Annotated in this window: 23 protein-coding genes and 2 tRNA genes; 14 read left to right on the top strand and 11 right to left on the bottom strand. The window is 32.5% G+C overall.

What is annotated here, in order from left to right; all coding sequences use genetic code 11:
- Positions 1-35: 35 nt before the first annotated feature.
- The 6 genes from FC091_RS13175 to tgt form a co-directional block, all read right to left on the bottom strand.
- On the bottom strand, positions 36-1,070 hold the full coding sequence (locus FC091_RS13175) for an AI-2E family transporter (protein ID WP_138434727.1): 1,035 nt from the start codon (positions 1,068-1,070) through the stop codon (positions 36-38).
- A gap of 72 nt (positions 1,071-1,142) precedes the next feature.
- Entirely contained in the window at positions 1,143-2,672 is a 1,530-nt protein-coding gene (gene dnaB, locus FC091_RS13170) for a replicative DNA helicase (protein ID WP_138434726.1), read from the bottom strand.
- Positions 2,673-2,841: 169 nt separating this feature from the next.
- Complete coding sequence (locus tag FC091_RS13165; protein ID WP_138434725.1) at positions 2,842-3,795, bottom strand: acetyl-CoA carboxylase carboxyltransferase subunit alpha; 954 nt, start codon at positions 3,793-3,795, stop codon at positions 2,842-2,844.
- A 147-nt stretch (positions 3,796-3,942) separates the two neighbouring features.
- Positions 3,943-4,845, bottom strand: a complete 903-nt coding sequence (locus tag FC091_RS13160) for a DMT family transporter (RefSeq protein ID WP_138434724.1) — start codon at positions 4,843-4,845, stop codon at positions 3,943-3,945.
- Positions 4,832-5,908, bottom strand: coding sequence for an LptF/LptG family permease (locus FC091_RS13155; protein WP_138434723.1), 1,077 nt, complete (start codon positions 5,906-5,908; stop codon positions 4,832-4,834). The genes FC091_RS13160 and FC091_RS13155 overlap by 14 nt, the downstream gene beginning before the upstream one ends.
- A 3-nt stretch (positions 5,909-5,911) precedes the next feature.
- The gene (gene tgt, locus FC091_RS13150; protein WP_138434722.1) at positions 5,912-7,042 is read right to left on the bottom strand and encodes a tRNA guanosine(34) transglycosylase Tgt; all 1,131 of its coding nucleotides are present in this window, start codon (positions 7,040-7,042) and stop codon (positions 5,912-5,914) included.
- Between the two features lie 166 nt (positions 7,043-7,208).
- Between tgt and FC091_RS13145 the strand changes: the two genes are divergently transcribed.
- The 3 genes from FC091_RS13145 (at position 7,209) to FC091_RS13135 (ending at position 9,681) form a co-directional block, all read left to right on the top strand.
- Entirely contained in the window at positions 7,209-8,054 is an 846-nt protein-coding gene (locus tag FC091_RS13145) for a transketolase (RefSeq protein WP_138434721.1), read from the top strand.
- A gap of 19 nt (positions 8,055-8,073) precedes the next feature.
- Positions 8,074-9,027, top strand: a complete 954-nt coding sequence (locus FC091_RS13140; RefSeq protein WP_138434720.1) for a transketolase family protein — start codon at positions 8,074-8,076, stop codon at positions 9,025-9,027.
- 63 nt (positions 9,028-9,090) lie between these two features.
- Entirely contained in the window at positions 9,091-9,681 is a 591-nt protein-coding gene (locus tag FC091_RS13135; protein ID WP_449441489.1) for a porin family protein, read from the top strand.
- Positions 9,682-9,763: 82 nt separating this feature from the next.
- Here FC091_RS13135 and FC091_RS13130 read toward each other — a convergent pair whose 3' ends face one another.
- Positions 9,764-10,825 (bottom strand): FKBP-type peptidyl-prolyl cis-trans isomerase, encoded by a 1,062-nt coding sequence (locus tag FC091_RS13130; RefSeq protein ID WP_138434718.1) that lies wholly within the window; start codon positions 10,823-10,825, stop codon positions 9,764-9,766.
- Between the two features lie 133 nt (positions 10,826-10,958).
- Between FC091_RS13130 and FC091_RS13125 the strand changes: the two genes are divergently transcribed.
- The 3 genes from FC091_RS13125 to FC091_RS13115 are packed head-to-tail and all read left to right on the top strand — an operon-like array spanning position 10,959 to position 12,470.
- Positions 10,959-11,333: an RNA-binding S4 domain-containing protein gene (locus FC091_RS13125; protein WP_138434717.1), complete on the top strand. Its 375-nt coding sequence runs from the start codon at positions 10,959-10,961 to the stop codon at positions 11,331-11,333.
- A complete protein-coding gene (locus tag FC091_RS13120) occupies positions 11,320-11,910 on the top strand; it encodes a methyltransferase (protein ID WP_246035925.1) in 591 nt (196 codons plus the stop codon). The genes FC091_RS13125 and FC091_RS13120 overlap by 14 nt, the downstream gene beginning before the upstream one ends.
- Positions 11,911-11,966: 56 nt before the next feature.
- The gene (locus FC091_RS13115; RefSeq protein WP_138434715.1) at positions 11,967-12,470 is read left to right on the top strand and encodes a phosphoribosyltransferase family protein; all 504 of its coding nucleotides are present in this window, start codon (positions 11,967-11,969) and stop codon (positions 12,468-12,470) included.
- On the opposite strand, the gene FC091_RS13110 is transcribed toward FC091_RS13115, so the two are convergent.
- Positions 12,462-12,983 carry a shikimate kinase gene (locus FC091_RS13110; RefSeq protein ID WP_138434714.1) on the bottom strand — a complete coding sequence of 174 codons (522 nt, stop codon included), beginning with the start codon at positions 12,981-12,983 and terminating at the stop codon, positions 12,462-12,464. The two genes, FC091_RS13115 and FC091_RS13110, sit on opposite strands and share 9 nt — an antisense overlap.
- Positions 12,984-13,114: 131 nt before the next feature.
- Between FC091_RS13110 and FC091_RS13105 the strand changes: the two genes are divergently transcribed.
- From FC091_RS13105 to FC091_RS13070, 8 genes are all read left to right on the top strand, one after another.
- Positions 13,115-13,187 (top strand) — tRNA-Lys (locus tag FC091_RS13105).
- Positions 13,188-13,309: 122 nt separating this feature from the next.
- Positions 13,310-13,394: transfer RNA gene (locus FC091_RS13100), tRNA-Leu, on the top strand.
- A gap of 141 nt (positions 13,395-13,535) precedes the next feature.
- Positions 13,536-14,438, top strand: coding sequence for a MerR family transcriptional regulator (locus tag FC091_RS13095; protein ID WP_138434713.1), 903 nt, complete (start codon positions 13,536-13,538; stop codon positions 14,436-14,438).
- Positions 14,438-15,898 carry a phytoene desaturase family protein gene (locus tag FC091_RS13090; protein ID WP_138434712.1) on the top strand — a complete coding sequence of 487 codons (1,461 nt, stop codon included), beginning with the start codon at positions 14,438-14,440 and terminating at the stop codon, positions 15,896-15,898. Before FC091_RS13095 ends, FC091_RS13090 begins: the two co-directional genes overlap by 1 nt.
- Positions 15,899-15,923: 25 nt before the next feature.
- Complete coding sequence (locus FC091_RS13085; protein ID WP_138434711.1) at positions 15,924-16,763, top strand: phytoene/squalene synthase family protein; 840 nt, start codon at positions 15,924-15,926, stop codon at positions 16,761-16,763.
- 15 nt (positions 16,764-16,778) lie between these two features.
- A complete protein-coding gene (locus FC091_RS13080) occupies positions 16,779-17,228 on the top strand; it encodes a sterol desaturase family protein (RefSeq protein WP_138434710.1) in 450 nt (149 codons plus the stop codon).
- A 2-nt stretch (positions 17,229-17,230) separates the two neighbouring features.
- A complete protein-coding gene (gene crtD, locus FC091_RS13075) occupies positions 17,231-18,706 on the top strand; it encodes a 1-hydroxycarotenoid 3,4-desaturase CrtD (protein ID WP_138434709.1) in 1,476 nt (491 codons plus the stop codon).
- Complete coding sequence (locus FC091_RS13070; RefSeq protein ID WP_138434708.1) at positions 18,699-19,349, top strand: carotenoid biosynthesis protein; 651 nt, start codon at positions 18,699-18,701, stop codon at positions 19,347-19,349. Before crtD ends, FC091_RS13070 begins: the two co-directional genes overlap by 8 nt.
- Here FC091_RS13070 and FC091_RS13065 read toward each other — a convergent pair.
- Genes FC091_RS13065 through FC091_RS13055 form a run of 3 tightly spaced genes read right to left on the bottom strand, consistent with a single transcriptional unit; the run spans position 19,338 to position 21,339 of the window.
- The gene (locus FC091_RS13065; RefSeq protein ID WP_138434707.1) at positions 19,338-20,036 is read right to left on the bottom strand and encodes a DUF3291 domain-containing protein; all 699 of its coding nucleotides are present in this window, start codon (positions 20,034-20,036) and stop codon (positions 19,338-19,340) included. The two genes, FC091_RS13070 and FC091_RS13065, sit on opposite strands and share 12 nt — an antisense overlap.
- A 56-nt stretch (positions 20,037-20,092) precedes the next feature.
- On the bottom strand, positions 20,093-20,656 hold the full coding sequence (locus FC091_RS13060) for a TlpA family protein disulfide reductase (protein ID WP_246035923.1): 564 nt from the start codon (positions 20,654-20,656) through the stop codon (positions 20,093-20,095).
- Positions 20,657-20,667: 11 nt separating this feature from the next.
- On the bottom strand, positions 20,668-21,339 hold the full coding sequence (locus FC091_RS13055) for a Crp/Fnr family transcriptional regulator (RefSeq protein ID WP_138434705.1): 672 nt from the start codon (positions 21,337-21,339) through the stop codon (positions 20,668-20,670).
- Positions 21,340-21,365: the final 26 nt, after the last annotated feature.

Genomic DNA, 21,365 nt, shown 5'->3' with positions numbered 1-21,365 from the left:
CTTAAAAATTACAACGCTAAAAACGCTTAAAAGTCTTAATCTAATTTTGTCTCATTGCCAGAAAGAAGACTCGCAATGACCTTAGTACTTGGAAATTGTTCTAAAATAATCTTGATAAAAACAGTTATAGGAATAGCCATTATTAGTCCAGGAATTCCCCAGAGAAATCCCCAAAACATCAACATAACTAATACGGCTATGATATTTATTGAGAAAGATTTTCCCATAAAAATAGGTTCTAAAATAGCACCAAAAACTACCTGAACCATTGAAATTGAAATTATAAAGAAGAGCAATGTACTTGTCGGATCTAATTCTACAAATGCAAAAATTGAAAGTAAAATCACCGAAATAAAAGAACCTACCATTTGCACAAAGTTAATAGCAAAGGCAAATAAGCCCCAAAAAATCGGAAAACTCACATCAAACATTACACACATTAAACCCGTAAACAAACCAGTTAAAGCACTAACCAAAAATTTCACTTTTATAAATTTAATCAAGTCTTTTTCAATCTTCATAAAAGCTTTAATTGAAGTATGTTTTTGTTTTAACAGTGTGTTATTAAGGAGATTATGCACATTAATAGATTCACCTAACCAAAGTACAACAAAGAACGCTGTCATTAATAATGTTGTAAAAAAGGTTCGCAAAAAACCGAATGTACTGCCGAGATTTTCTTTTTCAAAAAACTGTGCTAGTATATTTTTATCTTGTTGGAATTCAATGCCAAAACTATTTGATAAATAAACTTTTAAGTCTGCTAGTTTTTCTTCTGCCTTTGGAAAAAAATCTGATTTAGTTGCCAAAATTTCCTTACTAGATAGCTGTATCAATTCTACACCTAAATAGACACAGGCAGATACTAAAAGTAGAACAACAATGATGCTTAAAAATTTTGGAACTTTCCTTCTTCCTAATTGACGCATTAGAGGTAGAAACAATAACGCAATAAACATTGAAAATATTAACGGAATGAATATGAAAGATAGTACTTTAAGCAAATAAAATACTAAAGGAATAGCAATGATTAACAACAGAATATTTGTTGTGCGTCTTTGATCTAACATGAGGCAATTTTCTTCTTAAATAACAGAGGTAAAGATAGGTTAAAAAAGAGGCTTAGTAATTATAAAATGATGTTAAAAAGGTACTCCATCATCTTCTGGATCATCAAACGCATCAGATGCCGAAGGGAAACTATCTGGTTTAAAGGTGTCATCATTAGCAGCCGCATTTAACTTTGATTGAAACTCAAAAGGTGTATCAAAATCATCCAAGTTATCAAACTTACCAAGATGACCGATAAACTTAAGTCTTATATTTTCCAAGCCACCATTTCTGTGTTTTGCTACAATAAATTCGCCTTGGCCTTCAGTTGGTGAACGTTCTTCATCATCCCACTCATCAATTTTGTAATATTCTGGTCTGTAAATGAATGATACAATATCTGCATCTTGTTCAATAGCACCAGACTCACGCAAGTCTGACAGTAAGGGTCTTTTGCTTCCACCACGTGTCTCAACAGCACGAGATAACTGAGACAATGCAATTACTGGAACATTAAGTTCTTTTGCCAATGCCTTAAGGTTACGAGAAATCATAGAAATTTCCTGCTCACGGTTACCACCTTTTTGGCTACCACCAGCAGTCATTAACTGTAGATAATCTATCATTATCATTTTGATACCATACTGTGATGCTAGACGACGTGCCTTTGCTCTTAAATCGAAGATTGATAAAGAAGGAGTGTCATCTATATATAAAGGTGCCTTTTCTAGGGTTTTCACTTTAACGTTAAGCTGTTCCCACTCGTGCTTTTCTAACTTACCAGTTCTTAATTTTTCTGAAGACAACCCTGTTTCACTAGAAATTAAACGAGTTATTAACTGTACGGAAGACATCTCTAAGGAAAAAAAAGCTACAGGTGTATTAAAATCTACAGCTATATTACGCGCCATGGTTAGCGTCAATGCTGTTTTACCCATACCTGGACGAGCTGCAACAATAATTAAATCACTTGGTTGCCAACCAGAAGTCAATTTATCTAACTTATCAAAACCTGTTGGTATACCACTTAATCCTTCCTTATTTGATATCTCTTCAATCTTCTTTTTTGCTTGAATTACTAAGCTCTGTGCTGTCTCTGTCGATTTTTTAACGTTACCTTGAGTAACTTCATAAAGTTTAGCTTCTGCATTATCTAAAAGATCAAAAACATCTTTAGTTTCGTCATAAGCTTCTTCGATAATTTCGTTAGAAATCTTAATTAAACTACGTTGAATATACTTTTGAAGTATGATGCGTGCATGAAACTCGATATGAGCTGAAGAAGACACTCTTTGTGTTAAAGAAATAAGATAAAAATCACCACCAACCAAATCTAATTTTTCATCTTTCTTTAATTGAGAAGAAACGGTTAATAAGTCTATTGGTTCGCTGTTTTCAAATAATTTGAAAATAGCTTCGAAGATGTATTTATGAGCATCTTTATAAAAAGCATCTGGACTTAAAATATCAATAACCTCATCAACACCTTTTTTGTCAATCATCATTGCTCCGAGAACAACTTCCTCTAAATCAGTAGCTTGAGGAGGTATTTTCCCCTTCTCTAAGCTTATGATTGTGCTTTTATCGACTTTGTAACCTTGTATTGGGTTGGGTTGTTTCATAAATAACAAAAGTAGTTAAATAGTACTGACGAACTATGATTAATGTCAGCTTCAATCTTAACAGTTCTTCAACAATTTAACTGTTAATAACTTGATTATATTGTTAATAGCGCCAAAAAAAACCGAAGATTCAACTTCAGTTTTTTTTAGTTGCTTATGTTTGTTGATATTAGTCTTTATAGACACCCATTTTATCGTATTTATCCATACGTTTTTTGACTAATTCTTTTGGTGATAAGTTTTTTAACTCGTTGTACGATTTTACAATAGCATCGCTAACTGCCAAAAATGTTTTTTCTCTATCTGTATGTGCACCGCCAAGAGGTTCTTTAATGATTTGGTCTACAAGCTTCATACGCTTCATATCTTTAGCAGTTAGCTTTAAAGCTTCAGCTGCTTGCTCTTTGTACTCCCAACTTCGCCATAAAATTGAAGAACAAGATTCTGGTGAAATTACAGAATACCAAGTGTTTTCTAGCATCATCACCTTATCACCTACTCCAATCCCTAAAGCTCCACCGGAAGCTCCTTCACCAATAATAATGGTTATAATAGGAACTTTTAAACGAGACATTTCTAAAATATTTCTTGCTATTGCTTCACCCTGTCCTCTTTCCTCAGCTTCTAAGCCAGGATAAGCGCCAGGAGTATCTATTAATGTCACTACAGGAATTCCAAACTTTTCCGCAGATTTCATAAGACGCAGTGCCTTACGGTAACCTTCTGGATTTGACATTCCAAAATTTCTATATTGTCTGGTCTTGGTATTATATCCTTTTTGCTGACCAATAAACATATATGTTTGGTCGCCTATTTTACCCAAACCGCCAATCATAGCTTTGTCGTCTTTAACGTTGCGATCTCCATGCAATTCTAAAAAAGAGTCACCACAAAGTGCTCTGATATGGTCTAAGGTGTAAGGTCTATTAGGATGACGAGACAGTTGTACACGTTGCCATGCTGTTAGATTTTTATAAATCTCTTTTTTTGTTTCAGCAAGTTTCTTTTCAATCTGCTTACAAGTTTCAGTTACGTCTACATCACTTTCTTTTCCTATAATCTGGCATTTATCTAGCTGCTCTTCTAGTTCTTTTATCGGTAATTCAAACTCTAAATATTCCATACAATTTGAAGTTAGTTTTAAGTTAGTAAAGTTTACAAACCTACGTATTCTAATTCACTTTTTATAAAAAAATTAATATTAAGTAGGCTCCTTTTATAGTTAGTTATAAAATATATTATTGCAAAGGTAACATACTAACTTTAATTGTTAATTGGCATCTTTTTTTTGTTTTCGTGTTTTATAGTTTTTTAATAAAGCATCTAGAAGTACCATAGATATTATTAAGGCAGCACCTAAATAAAATTGAGGTGACATCTTTTCGGTCTCTGGAAAAAGGAACAAGGCTAAAATTATGCCGTAGATTGGCTCTAAATTATAGGTCAAAATTACAGTGAATGGGCTAATATGTCTCATAACTTCTACTGCACCAATAAAGGCATACGCTGTACATATTGAGGCTAATATAAAAATATAAATCCAATCGCTTTGTGAGAGTTTAAAGAATTGTTCGTTGAAGTGAATTCCCGAAAAATGAATAAATAGACTTAAAAAAATGACACCACTAATAAATTCGTAAAATGAAATAACGGTTGCGTTATATCGCTCTATAAAACGTCCATTGATAACGGCGAATAATGTTGAAAAAAGTGCAGAAAGTAATCCTAAAATGATTCCGTTAATATATTTTAGTTCGCTACTAGTAATCAAAAAGACTCCTAGAATTACTATCAATCCAAAACCTATTTCATAAACTAAAATGCGCCTCTTAAAAAAAATAGGCTCAATAAAAGATGCGAAAAAAGCACCTGATGAAAACATTGCCAAAGCAATTGAAACATTTGATTGTTTTATAGATTCAAAAAAAGTAATCCAATGTAAGGCTATAATTACACCTGCTGCAGAAAATTTAAGAATGGTTTTTCTACTTACCGTTATATTAAGTTTTATTATTTTTATGTAGACAAACATTAATATAGCAGCAATTACCATTCTGTACCAAACTATTGCAGTTGCACCAGCAGATATTTCTTTACCCAGAATTGCCGTAAAACCAGCTATAAAAACCAGAAAGTGTAAATGAAGATAATCCTTAAATCTAGCGTTTGGCATTCTGTAGAAGGTATACAGCTAAAATACCAAATATAAAGTTAGGAAACCATACAGCTATTACAGGTGAAAAATTTGATTGCTCAGCCATAACACCGAAAATCTTATCAAAAAAGACATAAATCATAGCAATAGCAATACCAAAAGCCAAATTTACACCCATACCACCTCTACGTTTAACAGATGATACTGCAACTGCAATAATAGTTAATATAAATATTGAAACAGGTAAACTCCATTTTTTTAATTTAACCACCTCATATCTGCCGATATTTTTTGACCCTTTCTTTTTTTCTGATTCAATAAATCTTAGAAGTTCTGCATAAGATTTTGTTTCGGCTGCATACTCTAAGGGTGTTAAATCTTCGAGTTCAAAAGAAAAAATAGTATCCTTTCGTCTTACTTTTTCTATGATTTCACTATTATTTTCAAAAGTACGTTTTAAGTAGTTTGTTAACCTATAGCTACTATCTTTTTCAATAAATCTAATATTATCTGCAAAGATTTTATATTTTAATTCATTGCCTTCAAAATGCTCGTAAGTAAAATTATTTCCTGTCTTACTCTTTGGTGAGAAGCTACTTACATAGATATAATCGTTATCGTTAATTTGTTGATATACATCTCTGGTTTCTTGTATTTTTTTATTCTTTTTAAGGTACTTATATTTAAACTGGTTAAAGCCTTGACTAGCTATTGGAGCCAAATACATACCCAAAACTAAAGCTACACCAGAAATAATAGTGGCTCCTATTAAATAAGGTCTTAAGAATCTGGTAAATGACACCCCAGAACTTAAAAAAGCAACAATCTCTGTATTGTTGGCCAACTTTGAAGTAAACCAAATAACAGATAAAAATAAGAAAAGAGGAAATAAAAGATTAGCAAAGTAAACTGTAAAATCTACGTAATACGCTGTAACTTCACCAAATGGTGCTTTATTTTCTATTATTTTCCCGACCTTTTCTGCTAAGTCTACTGTAATACCAATAGGAATAAACAGCAACAACATCATTAAAAATGTTAACAAATAACGCTTAAGTATGTACCAATCTAGGATTTTCACTTACTATAATCTTTTATCCATTTGTTTAACCATTTTTTCTTTCCATGTTTTAAAATCACCTTCAATAATATGCTTTCTGGCTTCTCTTACCAACCATAAATAAAAGCCTAAATTATGAATAGTAGCTATTTGCTTTCCTAATAATTCATTAACAGAGAATAAATGTTTTAGATATGCCTTACTGTACTCGGTATCTACAAAGGTGATTCCCATTTCATCAATTGGCGAAAAATCTTCAGCCCATTTTTTATTTTTAATATTTATGGTACCATGGGCTGTAAATAGCATCCCATTTCTGGCATTTCTGGTAGGCATTACACAGTCAAACATATCTACACTTAACGCGATATTTTCTAAAATATTGATTGGTGTACCAACTCCCATCAAATAACGTGGCTTATCCTCTGGTAAGATATCGCAAACTACTTCGGTCATGGCATACATTTCTTCTGCTGGTTCACCAACTGATAATCCACCTATTGCATTTCCTTGTGCACCTGCATTCGCAATATATTCTGCTGATTGAATTCTTAGATCTTTATAAGTACTGCCTTGTACTATTGGAAAAAACGTTTGCTCATAACCATACTTAAAAGGTACTTTATCCAAATGTGTTAGACATCGTTCTAGCCAACGATGCGTCATATGCATAGAACGTTTTGCATAATTATAGTCACATGGATAAGGTGTACATTCATCAAACGCCATAATGATGTCAGCACCTATAGATCGTTGAATTTCCATTACATTTTCAGGTGTAAACACATGGTAGCTACCATCAATATGGGATTTAAACTTAACACCTTCTTCTTTAATTTTTCTATTTGCAGATAAAGAATACACTTGGTAACCTCCAGAATCAGTCAAAATATTTCTATCCCAATTCATAAACTTATGTAGTCCACCTACTTGTTCTAAAATAGGTGTTTGAGGACGTAGGTATAAATGGTAGGTATTTCCTAAAATGATATCTGGGTTAACATCATTTTTTAATTCGCGCTGATGTACACCTTTCACAGTACCAACAGTACCAACAGGCATAAAAATTGGTGTTTCAATTGTTCCATGATCTGTTGTAACAACACCAGCTCTTGCCTTTGATTCTTTATCTTTTGCTAAGCAATTAAATTCCATAAATGTAAGTCTGGTGGCAAATATAATTAACTCAAATACATTGGCATCTTAATTAAATTCAAAAATTGTTAGCAATTCATTAAAATCGTTAATAAGTGGCACTATTCGACTTTTGAATGCGACTTATAAAAAGTTATTTTTGCAGCATTAATTTAACCTAAAAAACATGTCTAATATTCAACAATTAGAAGATTTAACTACTCAAGTTCGTAGAGATATCCTACGTATGGTACACAAAGTAAATTCTGGTCACCCTGGCGGATCATTAGGTTGCGCAGAATTTTTTGTTTGTCTTTACAAAGAATTAATGGAAACCAAAGAAGGTTTTGATATGGATGGTATTGGTGAAGATTTATTTTTCCTATCCAATGGTCATATCTCACCTGTTTATTACAGTGTACTTGCGAGAACAGGATACTTTCCTGTTGAAGAATTAAACACGTTTAGATTAATAGACTCTAGATTACAAGGTCACCCAACAACTCATGAAGGTTTACCAGGTGTAAGAATTGCTTCTGGTTCTTTGGGACAAGGTATGTCTGTTGCAATTGGCGCCGCAGAAACGAAGAAATTAAACAATGACAATCATCTTATTTACAGTCTTCATGGTGACGGTGAGTTACAAGAAGGACAAAACTGGGAAGCTATTATGTATGCTGCTGGTAACAAAGTAGACAACCTCATTACAGCGATTGATCTTAACGGTCAACAGATTGATGGATCAACAGACAATGTTTTACCTATGGGTAACATAAAGGCTAAATTTGAAGCTTTTGGTTGGGACGTTGTGGAAATAAATGAAGGTAACAATATCGAAGCCATTTTAAAAGGTATGGCAACTGCCAAATCACTTTCCGGAAACGGCAAACCTATTTGTGTACTGCTTAAAACAGTAATGGGTAATGGTGTAGATTTTATGATGCATACACATGCTTGGCATGGTAAAGCGCCAAACGACGAACAATTAGCTGTAGGCTTAGCTCAAAATGCAGAAACTTTAGGAGATTATTAATCAGCAATCAAAACACAGAATGAAAACATATACAAATACAGGAAATAAAGATACACGCTCTGGTTTTGGAGCTGGATTAACAGAATTAGGTAAAACAAACGAAAATGTAGTAGCATTATGTGCTGACTTAACTGGTTCTCTTAAAATGGATGAGTTTAAAGCTAATCATCCTGAACGTTTTTTTCAAGTGGGCATTGCTGAAGCCAATATGATTGGTATAGCTGCAGGAATGACCATTGGTGGTAAAATTCCATTTACAGGAACCTTTGCAAACTTTTCTACAGGTAGAGTTTATGACCAGATACGTCAAAGTGTGGCCTACTCTGGAAAAAACGTGAAAATTTGTGCTTCACATGCAGGCGTTACACTAGGTGAGGATGGTGCTACACATCAAATTCTAGAAGATATTGGATTAATGAAAATGTTGCCAGGTATGACAGTAATTAATACTTGTGATTACAACCAAACCAAGGCAGCAACATTAGCTATAGCAAAACATGATGGTCCTGTATATTTAAGGTTTGGCCGTCCTAAAGTACCAAATTTTACACCAGAAAATGGTGAATTTGAAATTGGAAAAGCTGTAAAGCTGATTGAAGGAAATGATGTTACCATCGTAGCAACAGGGCATTTAGTTTGGGAAGCTTTAGAAGCTGCTAAAGCACTAAATGAAGAAGGTATATCTGCAGAAGTTATAAATATTCACACCATAAAACCTTTAGATGATAAGGCTATTTTAGAATCTGTAACTAAAACAGCTTGTATCGTAACTGCTGAAGAACATAATTATTTAGGTGGCCTTGGTGAAAGCGTTGCAAGAGTTTTAGTCCAACATAACCCTACTCCTCAAGAATTTGTTGCCACTCAAGATACCTTTGGCGAGTCTGGTACTCCTGCTCAACTTATGGATAAGTATGGACTAAACAGTTCTGCAATCCACAAAGCTGCGAAAAAAGCTTTAAAAAGAAAATAACTTCATTTTGGCAACGTTTTTGATATTAGATACCTAATCTTAAAAACGAACATTATGAAAAATTTGAAAAAAACAGCATTTTTTGCTGTAGTTCTGGCATTTATTGGTTTTAGTGCTAATGCTCAAAAAGGAAGCGCCTTCGGATTTAAAGGTGGTTTAAATTATAGTGCCAACGGAGATTATTTTGAGTCTATTGGTGATAATGCTAAAAATCCAGACCGAAACATTGGTTATCATATAGGGCTTTTTGGAAAAATTGGTGATCAATTATATTTTAGACCAGAACTCGTTTACACTGCTACTAAAAGTGATTACGATAGTAATGCCTTTAACGTTAAAAAGATCGACGCACCACTTTTAGTAGGGATTAAGGTTTTAGGACCAGTAAGTGTCTTTGGTGGTCCATCTTTACAATATATACTAGACACCGAATTTGAAGGTATAGATATAGACAACGTTGAAGATGACTTTTCTGTAGGTCTTAACTTCGGCATTGGTCTTAACTTTAATAAAATTGGAATAGACCTTAGATACGAACGTGGCTTTAATGATAATGAGGCCACATTTATAAATAATAACTTAGGCGATGGTGTATTTAGCAGAATCGACACGAGACCAGATCAATTGATATTAAGTTTATCTATAGCTTTGTAAAATTGACAATAATATTTTTAAATTAAAAAGCCGCAAATTAGCGGCTTTTTTTTGTTATATAACTGTCTTATTGTTAGGCAAATTAACCTTCTTCTTCATTATAATTTATTGCGATATCTTCTTGTAAATAATCAGCAACACCATTACTGTCAGAGTCTACAATCTCTACCGTATTGATTGTAATAACACCATCTGTTTCAGATCTACTTACTTCATACTCACCTTCACCTAAAACGGGTTCTTCCTCATTAACATTTGTATCTACTGTATAAGTATTTGACATTAATTCATCTATAGTATTCACACCATCACCATCATCGTCTAGATCTATGAAATTAGGAAAATTATCCTCGTCTGTGTCATCATTAGAAACATCCATATCACTATCTAAATCTTCAATGTAGGATGGTATTCCATCACCATCATGATCTTCTACTTGTGTACGCAATAATTCGAATTTAAAAATCAAATTAGCATAGGAGGATCCTGAATCCGTGCCAGAGAAAAAACCTAGACCAGAAGGTACAAACATAACTCCAAAACCATAATCTTCATATTCAACTATACCATTGTTAAGAGTAAATCCTGTAGATGCTTTAAAGCCAGGCAGAACCAATTGCCATGCTCTTATAGAGCCAAATGAGTTAATTAGGTTGCCTTGGAGTGCCAAATTTATTGGTGTAATCCTAGAGTCAAACACATTTCCAGACCCTACCTCTTTTCCTTCATAGCGCACTTCTACACGATCTGTGAAGTTTGGTGATTGTCCTTCTCCATTATTAATTCTTAGAACATAATACTCGTATTGCACATCAAAATATTCAGTTGTTAATATTTCTACAGCATCAATAAGTAATGTATTGTTTTCTGGGTCTGGCATATCTAAATATTCTCCAGTATTTTCATCTATTGGCAACTCTGTAATTATCAAATCTCCATACCTATAGTCTTCACCTTCTTGAAAAAAACTTGAGTTATAATAATGCGTAGAGAGATAATCTATGAGCGAATCGTTATCAGCCATTTGTTGCTCACCTCTATCCCTTAACTCTATGTTTGGCACAGTAGTATCATCATCGTCTTTACAAGAGACAACTATAATTAACACTAAAAGAAAATAAAGAATATATTTTATTGATTTCATAATATAATTGTTATTTTGATAAAATTAACCACAAATCTTACCAAGTGTTCATTATTGCATTAATACGTGGCGCAAGATACATTAAATTAATATTTTTACGTCAAAACCATAACGTAGATTTTAGTTAAAATATATGCGAATAGACAAATATCTTTGGTGTGTACGCTATTATAAAACACGAAGTACAGCAACTCAAGCTTGTAAAAAAGGCCAAGTAAAACTAAATGGTGCTGTAGCAAAACCATCTAGAGAGGTTTACCCAACTGACGAAATAGAACTAAGAAAGGATCAAATCAGCTACAAGTTAACAGTTAACGATCTACCGCCAAATCGTGTTGGTGCTAAACTTGTAAATATATATAGAACAGACACTACCCCAAAAGAAGCTTTTGCGGCTAAAGATCTATTAAAATTTAGTAAAGATTATTATCGCAAAAAAGGAACAGGAAGACCAACTAAAAAAGATAGACGAGATATAGATAGTTTTTATGAAGATGATGAAGAATAAGTTTGACAGATCATATTGGGAACTTAGGTACGAAGAAAATAAAACCGGTTGGAATATTGGATACGCATCCCTGCCAATAAAAGAATATATTGAACAATTAGAAGATAAATCCGCAACTATATTAATCCCAGGTGCAGGTAATAGTTATGAAGCCCAACTTTTATGGAACAATGGATTTATTAACACTTTTGTTTTAGATATTGCCAAACAACCATTAGAGAATTTAAAAAACAGAGTTGAAACTTTTCCTAATAACCAATTGCTACATCAGGATTTTTTTGAACTCAACAAAACCTTTGACCTTATTATTGAGCAAACTTTTTTCTGTGCACTAAATACTGATTTAAGAAATCAATATGCAGAAAAAATGTACCAATTATTAAAACCTAATGGAAAATTAGTTGGTCTGTTTTTCGATTTTCCATTAACAGAATCAGGTCCACCTTTTGGTGGAAGTATAGAAGAATACAAATCTATCTTTGGCAAATATTTTAAAATTAAAACACTTGAGCGTGCAACAAATTCAATAAAAGAAAGACAAGGTAAAGAACTGTTTTTTATCTTTGAGCGGCTTTAATGCAACCACTTGTTAATTTTTTGCATTTTTCAAATCAAAACTTTAAACGGCACACTATGGCGCTTACTAAAAATACCATTCTAAGTCATAAGGAAATTGAGCACAAAATTAGACGTATTGCTTACCAGATTTATGAAAGCAATGTAAACGAATCTGAAATTATAATTGCTGGTATTGAAAGTAGTGGTTATATTTTAGCTAAGAAAATTAAATCGCAGCTTGATAAGATTTCAGATATCACATCTACGCTTTGTAAGGTTACAATAGACAAGAAGACACCAACTAATCCAATAAAAACTTCAATCAAAAGTGAAGACTATGCAAATAAGTCTATTGTTTTAATTGACGATGTTTTAAACTCAGGAAGTACATTAATATATGGTATCAAGCATTTTTTAGATGTACCATTAAAGCAATTTAAAACTGCTGTATTGGTAAACCGGAACCATAAAAAATTCCCAGTAAAGGCGGATTTTAAAGGTATTTCTTTGTCTACTTCGTTATTTGAACATGTACACGTGAACCTTTCTAAGCAACCGTACGAAGCTTACTTAGATTAAAGACATTAAAATTTCTTCAACAATATCTTTTTTAGATTTATTGTCAGCAACAATTATGTTTGAGGCTTGATTATAGTATTGAGTGCGTTCAAAAAGATGTTTGCCTATAAATTCTAGAAGAGCTTCCTCTCTTTGTAAATGACTAATCAAGGGTCTATTCTCCTTCTCTTTAAACAATCTTTCATTAAGAGTTGGTAAAGACAATTTTAAATAAAACAAACAAACTTTAGATTCGTTTAAAAGTACGTTTAGATTGTTTCCATAACAAGGTGTTCCGCCACCTAAAGCTAAAACTATATTATCTTTTGAATTTAAAATATCATTTAAGTAGAATGCCTCTTTCTTTCTAAAATAAATCTCACCCTTAGTCTTAAATAACTCACTAATCGTAGCATTTTCATTACTAGAAATATACTCATCTAAGTCTAAAAAATTGTAATTCAACACAGTAGCTAAATTCCTACCAATTGTAGACTTACCAGAACCCATATAGCCCATTAATACAACTATCATAAGACTTAAATAATTAAAAATTAGACACCAAACTTAATCAAAATAAAAAAACAAAAATTTAAATAAAAAAAGTATTGTTTTATTAATTAAACCTTTTATATTTGCACCCTCATTTAAGAGAACATCTTAATGACCGGGTAGCTCAGTTGGTAGAGCATCTCCCTTTTAAGGAGAGGGTCCTGGGTTCGAGCCCCAGCCCGGTCACAAAAGTTAAGCAATAATGCTTAACTTTTTTTTTACTCGATAATAGAGTTTTTTAGTAATTAATGTTTATCTTTTTGAATCAGTTAGCTTAGCCAAAGAGGTAACTCTTTACAATTTTTATTGCGCACGTGGCGGAATTGGTAGACGCGCTGGCTTGAGGGGCCAGTGACCGTTTAGGTCGTGGAAGTTCGAATCTTCTCGTGCGCACAACTTCTCTTTATTCTTACAATTTGTTAACTGTTTTTTTAGCAAGCTAACTATTAACAACAATTTTTTACTTAATTTATGTTAATTCTGATTAAACTATCAGTTTAAATGTTATTTTTGTTTAAACATTTTTATCAAAAAATGAACAATATTAAAAGTCAATTCAGTATTAAAGACTTAGAAAATCTTACAGGAATAAAAGCGCACACAATCAGAATATGGGAAAAGCGCTACAATTTGTTACAACCAAAACGTACTGATACTAATATAAGGTATTACGATTTGGCCAGCTTTCAAAAATTATTAAATGTAAGTTATCTAAATAACAACGGTTTCAAAATTTCTAAAATTGCAACACTTGCAGAAGAACAGATTCCTGTATTAGTAAGAGAAATTGCTGCAGAGAATAATTTAGAAAGCCATGCCATCAATGCATTTAAGCTTTCTATGTTAAATTTTGATCAGGCACTATTTTATAAAACTTACAATTCACTTTTAACCGAAAAAGATTTTGAAACAGTTTTCTATGATATTTTTATTCCTCTGCTAACCGAAATAGGCTTATTATGGCAAACTGATACAATTACACCAGCTCACGAGCATTTTTTAACGTCATTGATACGTCAAAAAATATTAATAAATACAGAAAAAGCCCAATCCAAACAAGTCAATAAGTCTAATAAAACATTTGTGCTGTACTTACCGGAAAATGAAATCCATGAATTGGGTCTCCTATTTATTAATCACCAGCTGGTCAATAAAGGTTACCAATCTATTTTATTAGGTATGAGTGTGCCGTTACAAAGCTTAGCTGACCTCAAAAATTATTATGATGAGCTCATTTATATTTCATATTTCACCGTAAAACCTGAAAAAAATGATATAGAGCAATACATAGAGGATTTTGACAAATTATTGATTAAAAACTCCAATACAAAACTTTGGATTTTAGGTCAAATGCTGAACGCCTTAGACATAAATAAGCTACCTAATGGCGTATCAGCATTTAAAAGTATCAAATCCCTAACAAAAAACCTCAAGTAATGAGCAAAACAATATCTATAATAGGTTCAGGTTTTTCATCGCTATCAGCTTCATGCTATTTAGCAAAAGCTGGTTACAATGTATCTGTTTTTGAGAAGAATGATACCGTAGGCGGAAGAGCAAGGCAACTCATCAAGGATGGTTTTACTTTCGACATTGGACCTAGTTGGTATTGGATGCCAGACATTTTTGAAAAGTTTTTTAACGATTTTGGCAAAAGCACAACCGATTATTATGTGCTTGATAAATTAAGTCCAGCTTATAAGATTTTCTTTTCGGATGAAGTCATCACAATAGGCGATCATATGGATCAAATCTGTGAAGAATTTGAGCGTATAGAATCTGGGAGTTCTAAACCTCTTCGGAAATTTATTGCTCAAGCACAAGACCATTACAATATTGCAATTAACAAGGTGGTTTTAAAACCAGGTATTTCACCATTTGAATTGGTAACTAAAGATACTGTAACAAGAGTTGATCGTTTTTTTAAAACAATAAGCTCAGAGGTTAGGAAAAACTTTAAAAATCCAAAACTCATTTCTACATTAGAATTTCCTGTTCTGTTTTTAGGTGCAAAACCTAGTCAGACTCCTTCGTTTTACAGTTTCATGAATTTTGCAGATTTTGGTTTGGGTACTTGGCACCCTAGAGGTGGTATGTACCAGATTATTAAAGCTATGAAAAGCCTAGCTGAAAGTTTAGGAGTTAAAATAAATACAAATAGTACTATTGAAAAGATAAATGTTGAAGACGGAAAAACTAAAGGAATAACAGTTAATGGCAACTTTATCGCTTCAGACATTGTATTAAGTGGTGCTGATTATCATCATTCCGAGACTTTATTAGATAAAACCTACAGGCAATACTCCGAGAACTACTGGGATAAACGCACTTTCGCTCCCTCTTCGTTGCTCTTTTACGTAGGTTTTGATAAAAAGTTAAAAGACATCGAACATCATAATTTATTCTTTGACACTAATTTTGAAAATCATGCAGAGGATATTTATGATGACCCCAAATGGCCTGAAAATCCATTATTTTATGTTAACTTCCCTTCAGTTACTGATAAAAGTATGGCTCCTAATGGTTGTGAGACAGGTTTTTTTCTTATACCAATTGCCCCAGGACTAGAGGATACACCAGAATTAAGAGCACAGTATTTTGATATAATCATAAATCGGTTTGAAAACCTAACACTTCAAAAAGTAAAAAAGAATATCTTGTTTAAAGAATCGTTTTGTGTAAAGGACTTTATCCGAGAATATAACTCATATAAAGGTAATGCCTACGGTATGGCAAATACCTTAAGACAAACTGCATTTTTAAGACCAAAGTTAAAAAGCAAAAAAGTAGATGGATTGTACTTTACAGGACAACTAACTGTACCTGGTCCAGGTGTACCGCCATCTCTAATATCGGGAAAATTAGTTTCAGAACTAATCCAAAAAAATGAAATTTAACCGCTAAGAAAAAGACATTATTATCATGAAATCAATTTTTGACAACGTTTCTAAAAGCTGCAGCAAGCTAGTTACCAATGCTTACAGCACGTCGTTCTCTATGGCGACAAAAATGCTATCTGACAGTATAAGACAAGATATCTATAACATCTATGGGTTTGTCCGTTTTGCTGATGAAATTGTAGACTCATTCCATGATTATGATAAAGAAAAACTCTTTAATAATTTTGAAGCTGATTTAGAAGCTGCCTTATCTGATAAAATTAGCTTAAACCCTATCTTAAACTCATTTCAAGAGACCTACCATAAATATAATATTGACAAGAAGTTAGTAGATGCTTTTATGAGTAGTATGCGATTAGATTTACATAAAAAAGACTATCTAACTGAGAAAGAATACAAAGCCTACATTTATGGTTCTGCAGATGTTGTAGGGTTAATGTGTTTGAAAGTTTTTGTTAAAGGTGATAATGAAAAATATGAAGATTTAAAGGATTCTGCTATGAGCTTAGGTTCGGCGTTTCAAAAGGTTAATTTCTTAAGAGATTTAAAAGCAGATTTTGAAGACTTGAGCCGAACATACTTCCCAAACACCGATTTAAACCATCTAGATGAAGCATCTAAAAAAGCTATTATAGACGATATAGAAAATGACTTTTCTAAAGGTTTACAAGGTATAAAACGCCTACCTCTAGAAGCTCGTTTTGGTGTGTTTATGGCTTACCGTTATTACAACAAGCTATTGCAAAAACTTAAAAACACACCTGCTTTAGAGATTAAATCAACAAGAATACGAGTTCCTAATTATAAAAAAATAGAGTTATTAACCCGTAGTTACGTAAAATATCAATTAAATTTATTGTAATTTAAAACATAAAAAATGCAAACTTTTTATTGGATACTAATCTTTTTAGGAACATTTTTTATAATGGAATTCAATGCATGGTTTACTCATAAATATATTATGCACGGATTCTTATGGAGTTTACACAAAGATCATCATCATAAAGATCACGACAGTTGGTTTGAGCGTAACGATGCTTTCTTTATTTTTTACGCAGTTGTTAGTATGTCTTGCTTTTACTTTTGGAGTGCAAAAGGCATATGGTTTACATTACCAATAGGGCTCGGTATATTAATGTATGGTATTGCATATTTCATCGTTCATGATATCTTTATTCATCAGCGATTTAAGTGGCTAAGAAACATAGATAATAAATATGCGCGTGGCATAAGAAGAGCTCATAAAATACACCACAAGCACTTAGGTAAAAAAGATGGTGAAAACTTTGGAATGCTTATAGTACCATTTAAATATTTCAAGAATTAGAAATGCCAAAAGCTACGGTTATTGGAGCTGGTATAGCAGGTATTGCTGTAGCGCTAAGGTTACAAAAAAAGGGTTACCAAGTAAGTGTTTTTGAGAAAAATCCATACTTCGGAGGCAAGCTACATAGTATAAACAAAGACTCTTATCGCTTTGACCTTGGTCCATCCTTGTTCACCATGCCACACCTTGTTACCGAACTATTTGCTCTGCACGGACAAACTAGCACTGATTATTTTAATTACTACCAAAAAGATAACATCTGCAATTATTACTGGGAAGATGGCACTAGTTTTGAAGCTAATGCAGATAAAGATACATTTATTAATGAGGCATCTAAAGTATTTGATGAGCCCCAACAAAACATAACCAATTATATCGATGCCAGTAAAAAAAAATATGACCTTACCGCTGAATTGTTTTTAGAGAAATCTTTGCATCGATTAAATACTTACTTAACTACTAAAACTTTAAAGGCATTAATTAATTTAGGGATCTTAGACATTAATACTACCCTAAATAATACGAACAAAAAATATTTTACAAACGATAAACTCGTTCAATTATTTAACAGATATGCTACATATAATGGTTCGTCACCTTATAAAACACCAGGAATTATGTCTATGATTCCTCATTTAGAAATGGGAATGGGCACTTTCTTTCCGGTCGGTGGTATGCACGAGATAAGTAAAAGTTTATATGAACTTGCGCTGCGTGTAGGTATTCAATTTAAGTTTAATGAAAATGTTAAAAACATTATTGTTAAAAACTCAAAAGCGATTGGCATTGAGACCCAGAAACAAAAATATTTGAGTGATATTGTAGTATCAAACTCAGATGTCTACCCAACGTTTAAAAACTTATTATCGCACCAGCGAGAGCCAAAGAAAGTACTAAAACAAGAACGGTCTAGTTCTGCCCTTATCTTTTACTGGGGCATAAGTAGAGAATTTAAAAAGTTAGATCTTCACAATATTTTTTTTAGCAATGATTACCAGTCTGAATTCAATGCACTTTTTAACGAAAAGACACTTTTTGACGACCCTACGATATACATTAATATAACTTCAAAAGAAAACCCTTTAGATGCACCAAAAGGTCATGAAAATTGGTTTGTTATGATTAACGCACCTGCCGATTATGGACAAAATTGGTCTGAATTAATCGCAAACTCAAAAAAGAATATTTTAGAAAAATTAAAGCGAATACTAAAAATAGATATAGCACCACTCATTACCACTGAACATATACTTGATCCCGTAGGTATTGAGAAAGCAACTAGTTCTTATAGAGGCTCCCTTTACGGGACTGCAAGCAACAACAAATTTGCTGCTTTTTTACGTCATCCAAATTTTTCGAATAGAATCAAAAATCTATTCTTTTGTGGTGGTTCCGTCCATCCTGGTGGTGGCATTCCTCTTTGTCTACTTTCTGCTAAAATTGTAGCTGATTTAATTCCGGAAGCATCTAATGAATAATTTACTATTTAAAAATAAATTAAAGCTTAGTATATTTTTGGTGTGGTTATTTCATGCTTCGGCAATAATTGGAATTGGTTTAGGTTATAACGATTGGTTTATTCAAAAAACACCACTTAACTTAAGTGTATCTCTTATTTTATTTCTTTTAGTTTACCCTGTAAATGATGCTAAAAAAGCTTTTGCATTTATCGCTTTTATGATTGCCGGTATGTTTGCAGAATGGTTAGGTGTCAATTATCAATTACTATTTGGTTCCTATTATTATGGTGAGAACTTTGGACCTAAATTAGACGGAGTTCCATATTTAATTGGTGCCTATTGGGCTCTACTGACTTTTATAACTGCTGCCATAACTGACTATACAAAATGGCACGTCGTTGCTAAGGTTATTACAGCAGCTGTTTTAATGGTATTTTTGGATTATCTTATGGAATTTAATGCACCAACGTTCGATTTTTGGCATTTTGAAGGTGGAATGCCACATTTGAATAATTATCTAACTTGGTTTTTTCTTGGGCTCTTATTACAAATTATATTAAGAGTTTTAAAAATAAAAGGCAATAAGTTGTTCTCATTACATCTCTACTTAGCGCAACTGGTGTTTTTCTTGTTTGCTTATTTTTATTTTTTAAAACTCTAGTCCATCTATGCCAGACCAACTACCATAAGATTTATAAGGCTGAAATCTTGAAAAAAGTTCTTCTTTATACCACTGTATTTTTTTTGTGTCCATGACTGCTTTTTTGTGTTCCTCACTTCCGTAAGCATAAGTCGTCAAATCATCTTTTGATTTCCAAATACTAAATGTAGCCATCTGAAGAAAAGGTACTTCACCGATTCCTTTAGCATAAATGAGACCTCTATTATCACTAAGAGGCTTCTGAGATGTGGGTACATACCGCCAAAATTTTAGCAAATGGCGCTTCTTTATTGTAGCTCTTGTAATCACGGCAATTAGAGGATTATTCTCATTAAGGGTGTCACTTTTTACAAACGGATTCTTACCAGACCAAGCACCGTGAGATTTTATGTGTTTTAAATAAAAAATAATGTGTTCCTTGGATTTACTTTTAAAACGTTTATTTAGTTCTGAATGTTTATAAAAAGCATCAGCTGATGCTTCATTATCCCATACTTGCAACAACGCATATACAGACCAATCTGGTGATGGACTAAATCCATTCTTTCCACTTCCCATTAATTTATATAAAACCTGACCTTTAATTTTTGACAATGGATTATGTGCAAACTGCATCATACCAAAAGCCCATATTTTACTAGCAATGGTGTTGTATCTAAAAAACGTTAATGTAGTGATTTGAGACAATTAATAAATATTTTAATTCAGCCAATTAAAAACGAAAATCAAAGATAGTGCAATAATTATTCAATTAATAAATCATCGAGTAATTGTCTAATTTTTTCACTATTCCAATCTAAGGCACCGGATTCATCTACTACAATTTCATGGTTTTTGTTAATTATAAACGTACGAGGAATTGAATTTGTCGCTAATACATCTGGCACCTCATTAATAGGGTTGTAAACTTTGAAGTTGAATCCATTTTTTGACTTAAAATTGTTAACAACATTAATTTTATCATTCGTTACAAAAAGGAATTCTACTTTATTATTATAATCGTCATATAACGCTTGAAGACTTGGCATCTCGGCTATACATGGCGGACACCATGTTGCCCAAAAATTAATAAACACGACGTCTCCTTTTGTAGATCGAAAATCGAGGATTGTATTATTATCAGATTGTAATTTCCATTTATTATAGGTCACTTTAACTCTTTGGTCATTATCTATAATCGTTGATTGATTAATATAACTTAACCCTCTGTGTAACCAAACTTGAATAAGCTGTCTTGTTTGTGGAATTATCAGTAGCAAGATTACTATTATAAAGACAATATTGCTTTTTTTAAAATGCTTTTTCATCATCATCAAAGTTAAGCTGAAGTACTGAAAATTCTAATTTGTCGGCGGTTAAAATCAATAACATCTGCTTCTTTAAGTTCGTTCATTAAAATATTTAATGTCGGACGAGAAATACCTATTAATGAGGCTATATCTTTCTGTGTATATGGATGGTTTATAATATGATCACCTGTTTTTTCACAACCGTAACCATAATCTGTACATAGTTCGTTTAAGAATTCTAGTAATCTTGTTTTTGAATCTTTAAATAATAACAATTGAAGTCTTCGTTCTAGTTTTTTAAATTTAAAGCCTATAAATTTATAGACTCTCAAGCTGAAAGTTTTATTATCTCGCATTAAATCGTGCATGGTGTCAACACCTACAGGACAGATAGACGTATTATTGTCTAAGGATTGTGCAAACTCATCTCTTTTTTCCTCTCCTAAAATGGCTTTTTCACCAAACAACTCACCCTTTCTTAAAATTGCCTTTACAACCTCAGTACCATCTTCGTTGTAATATCCAATCTTAACTTTACCCTTCTCTATAAGATAAACTTTGTTTGCTGCATCGTCTTCAAAATAAATGTAATCACTCTTTTTATAGGCATCAAAATCGTGACATGACTTATATTTTTTAAACTTATGAGGGCAGAGTAAATTAAATAAATTTACATCTTCAAGGATCCAAATAGAATTCATGACTAAAGAAAGATTTAATTGAGTTA

It is taken from the genome of Winogradskyella algicola (genome assembly GCF_005869935.1).
In the GTDB taxonomy this organism is placed as follows: domain Bacteria; phylum Bacteroidota; class Bacteroidia; order Flavobacteriales; family Flavobacteriaceae; genus Winogradskyella; species Winogradskyella algicola.
The sequence above is the reverse complement of the archived record's forward strand: the minus strand, read 5'-3'. Positions and strand labels throughout refer to the sequence as shown.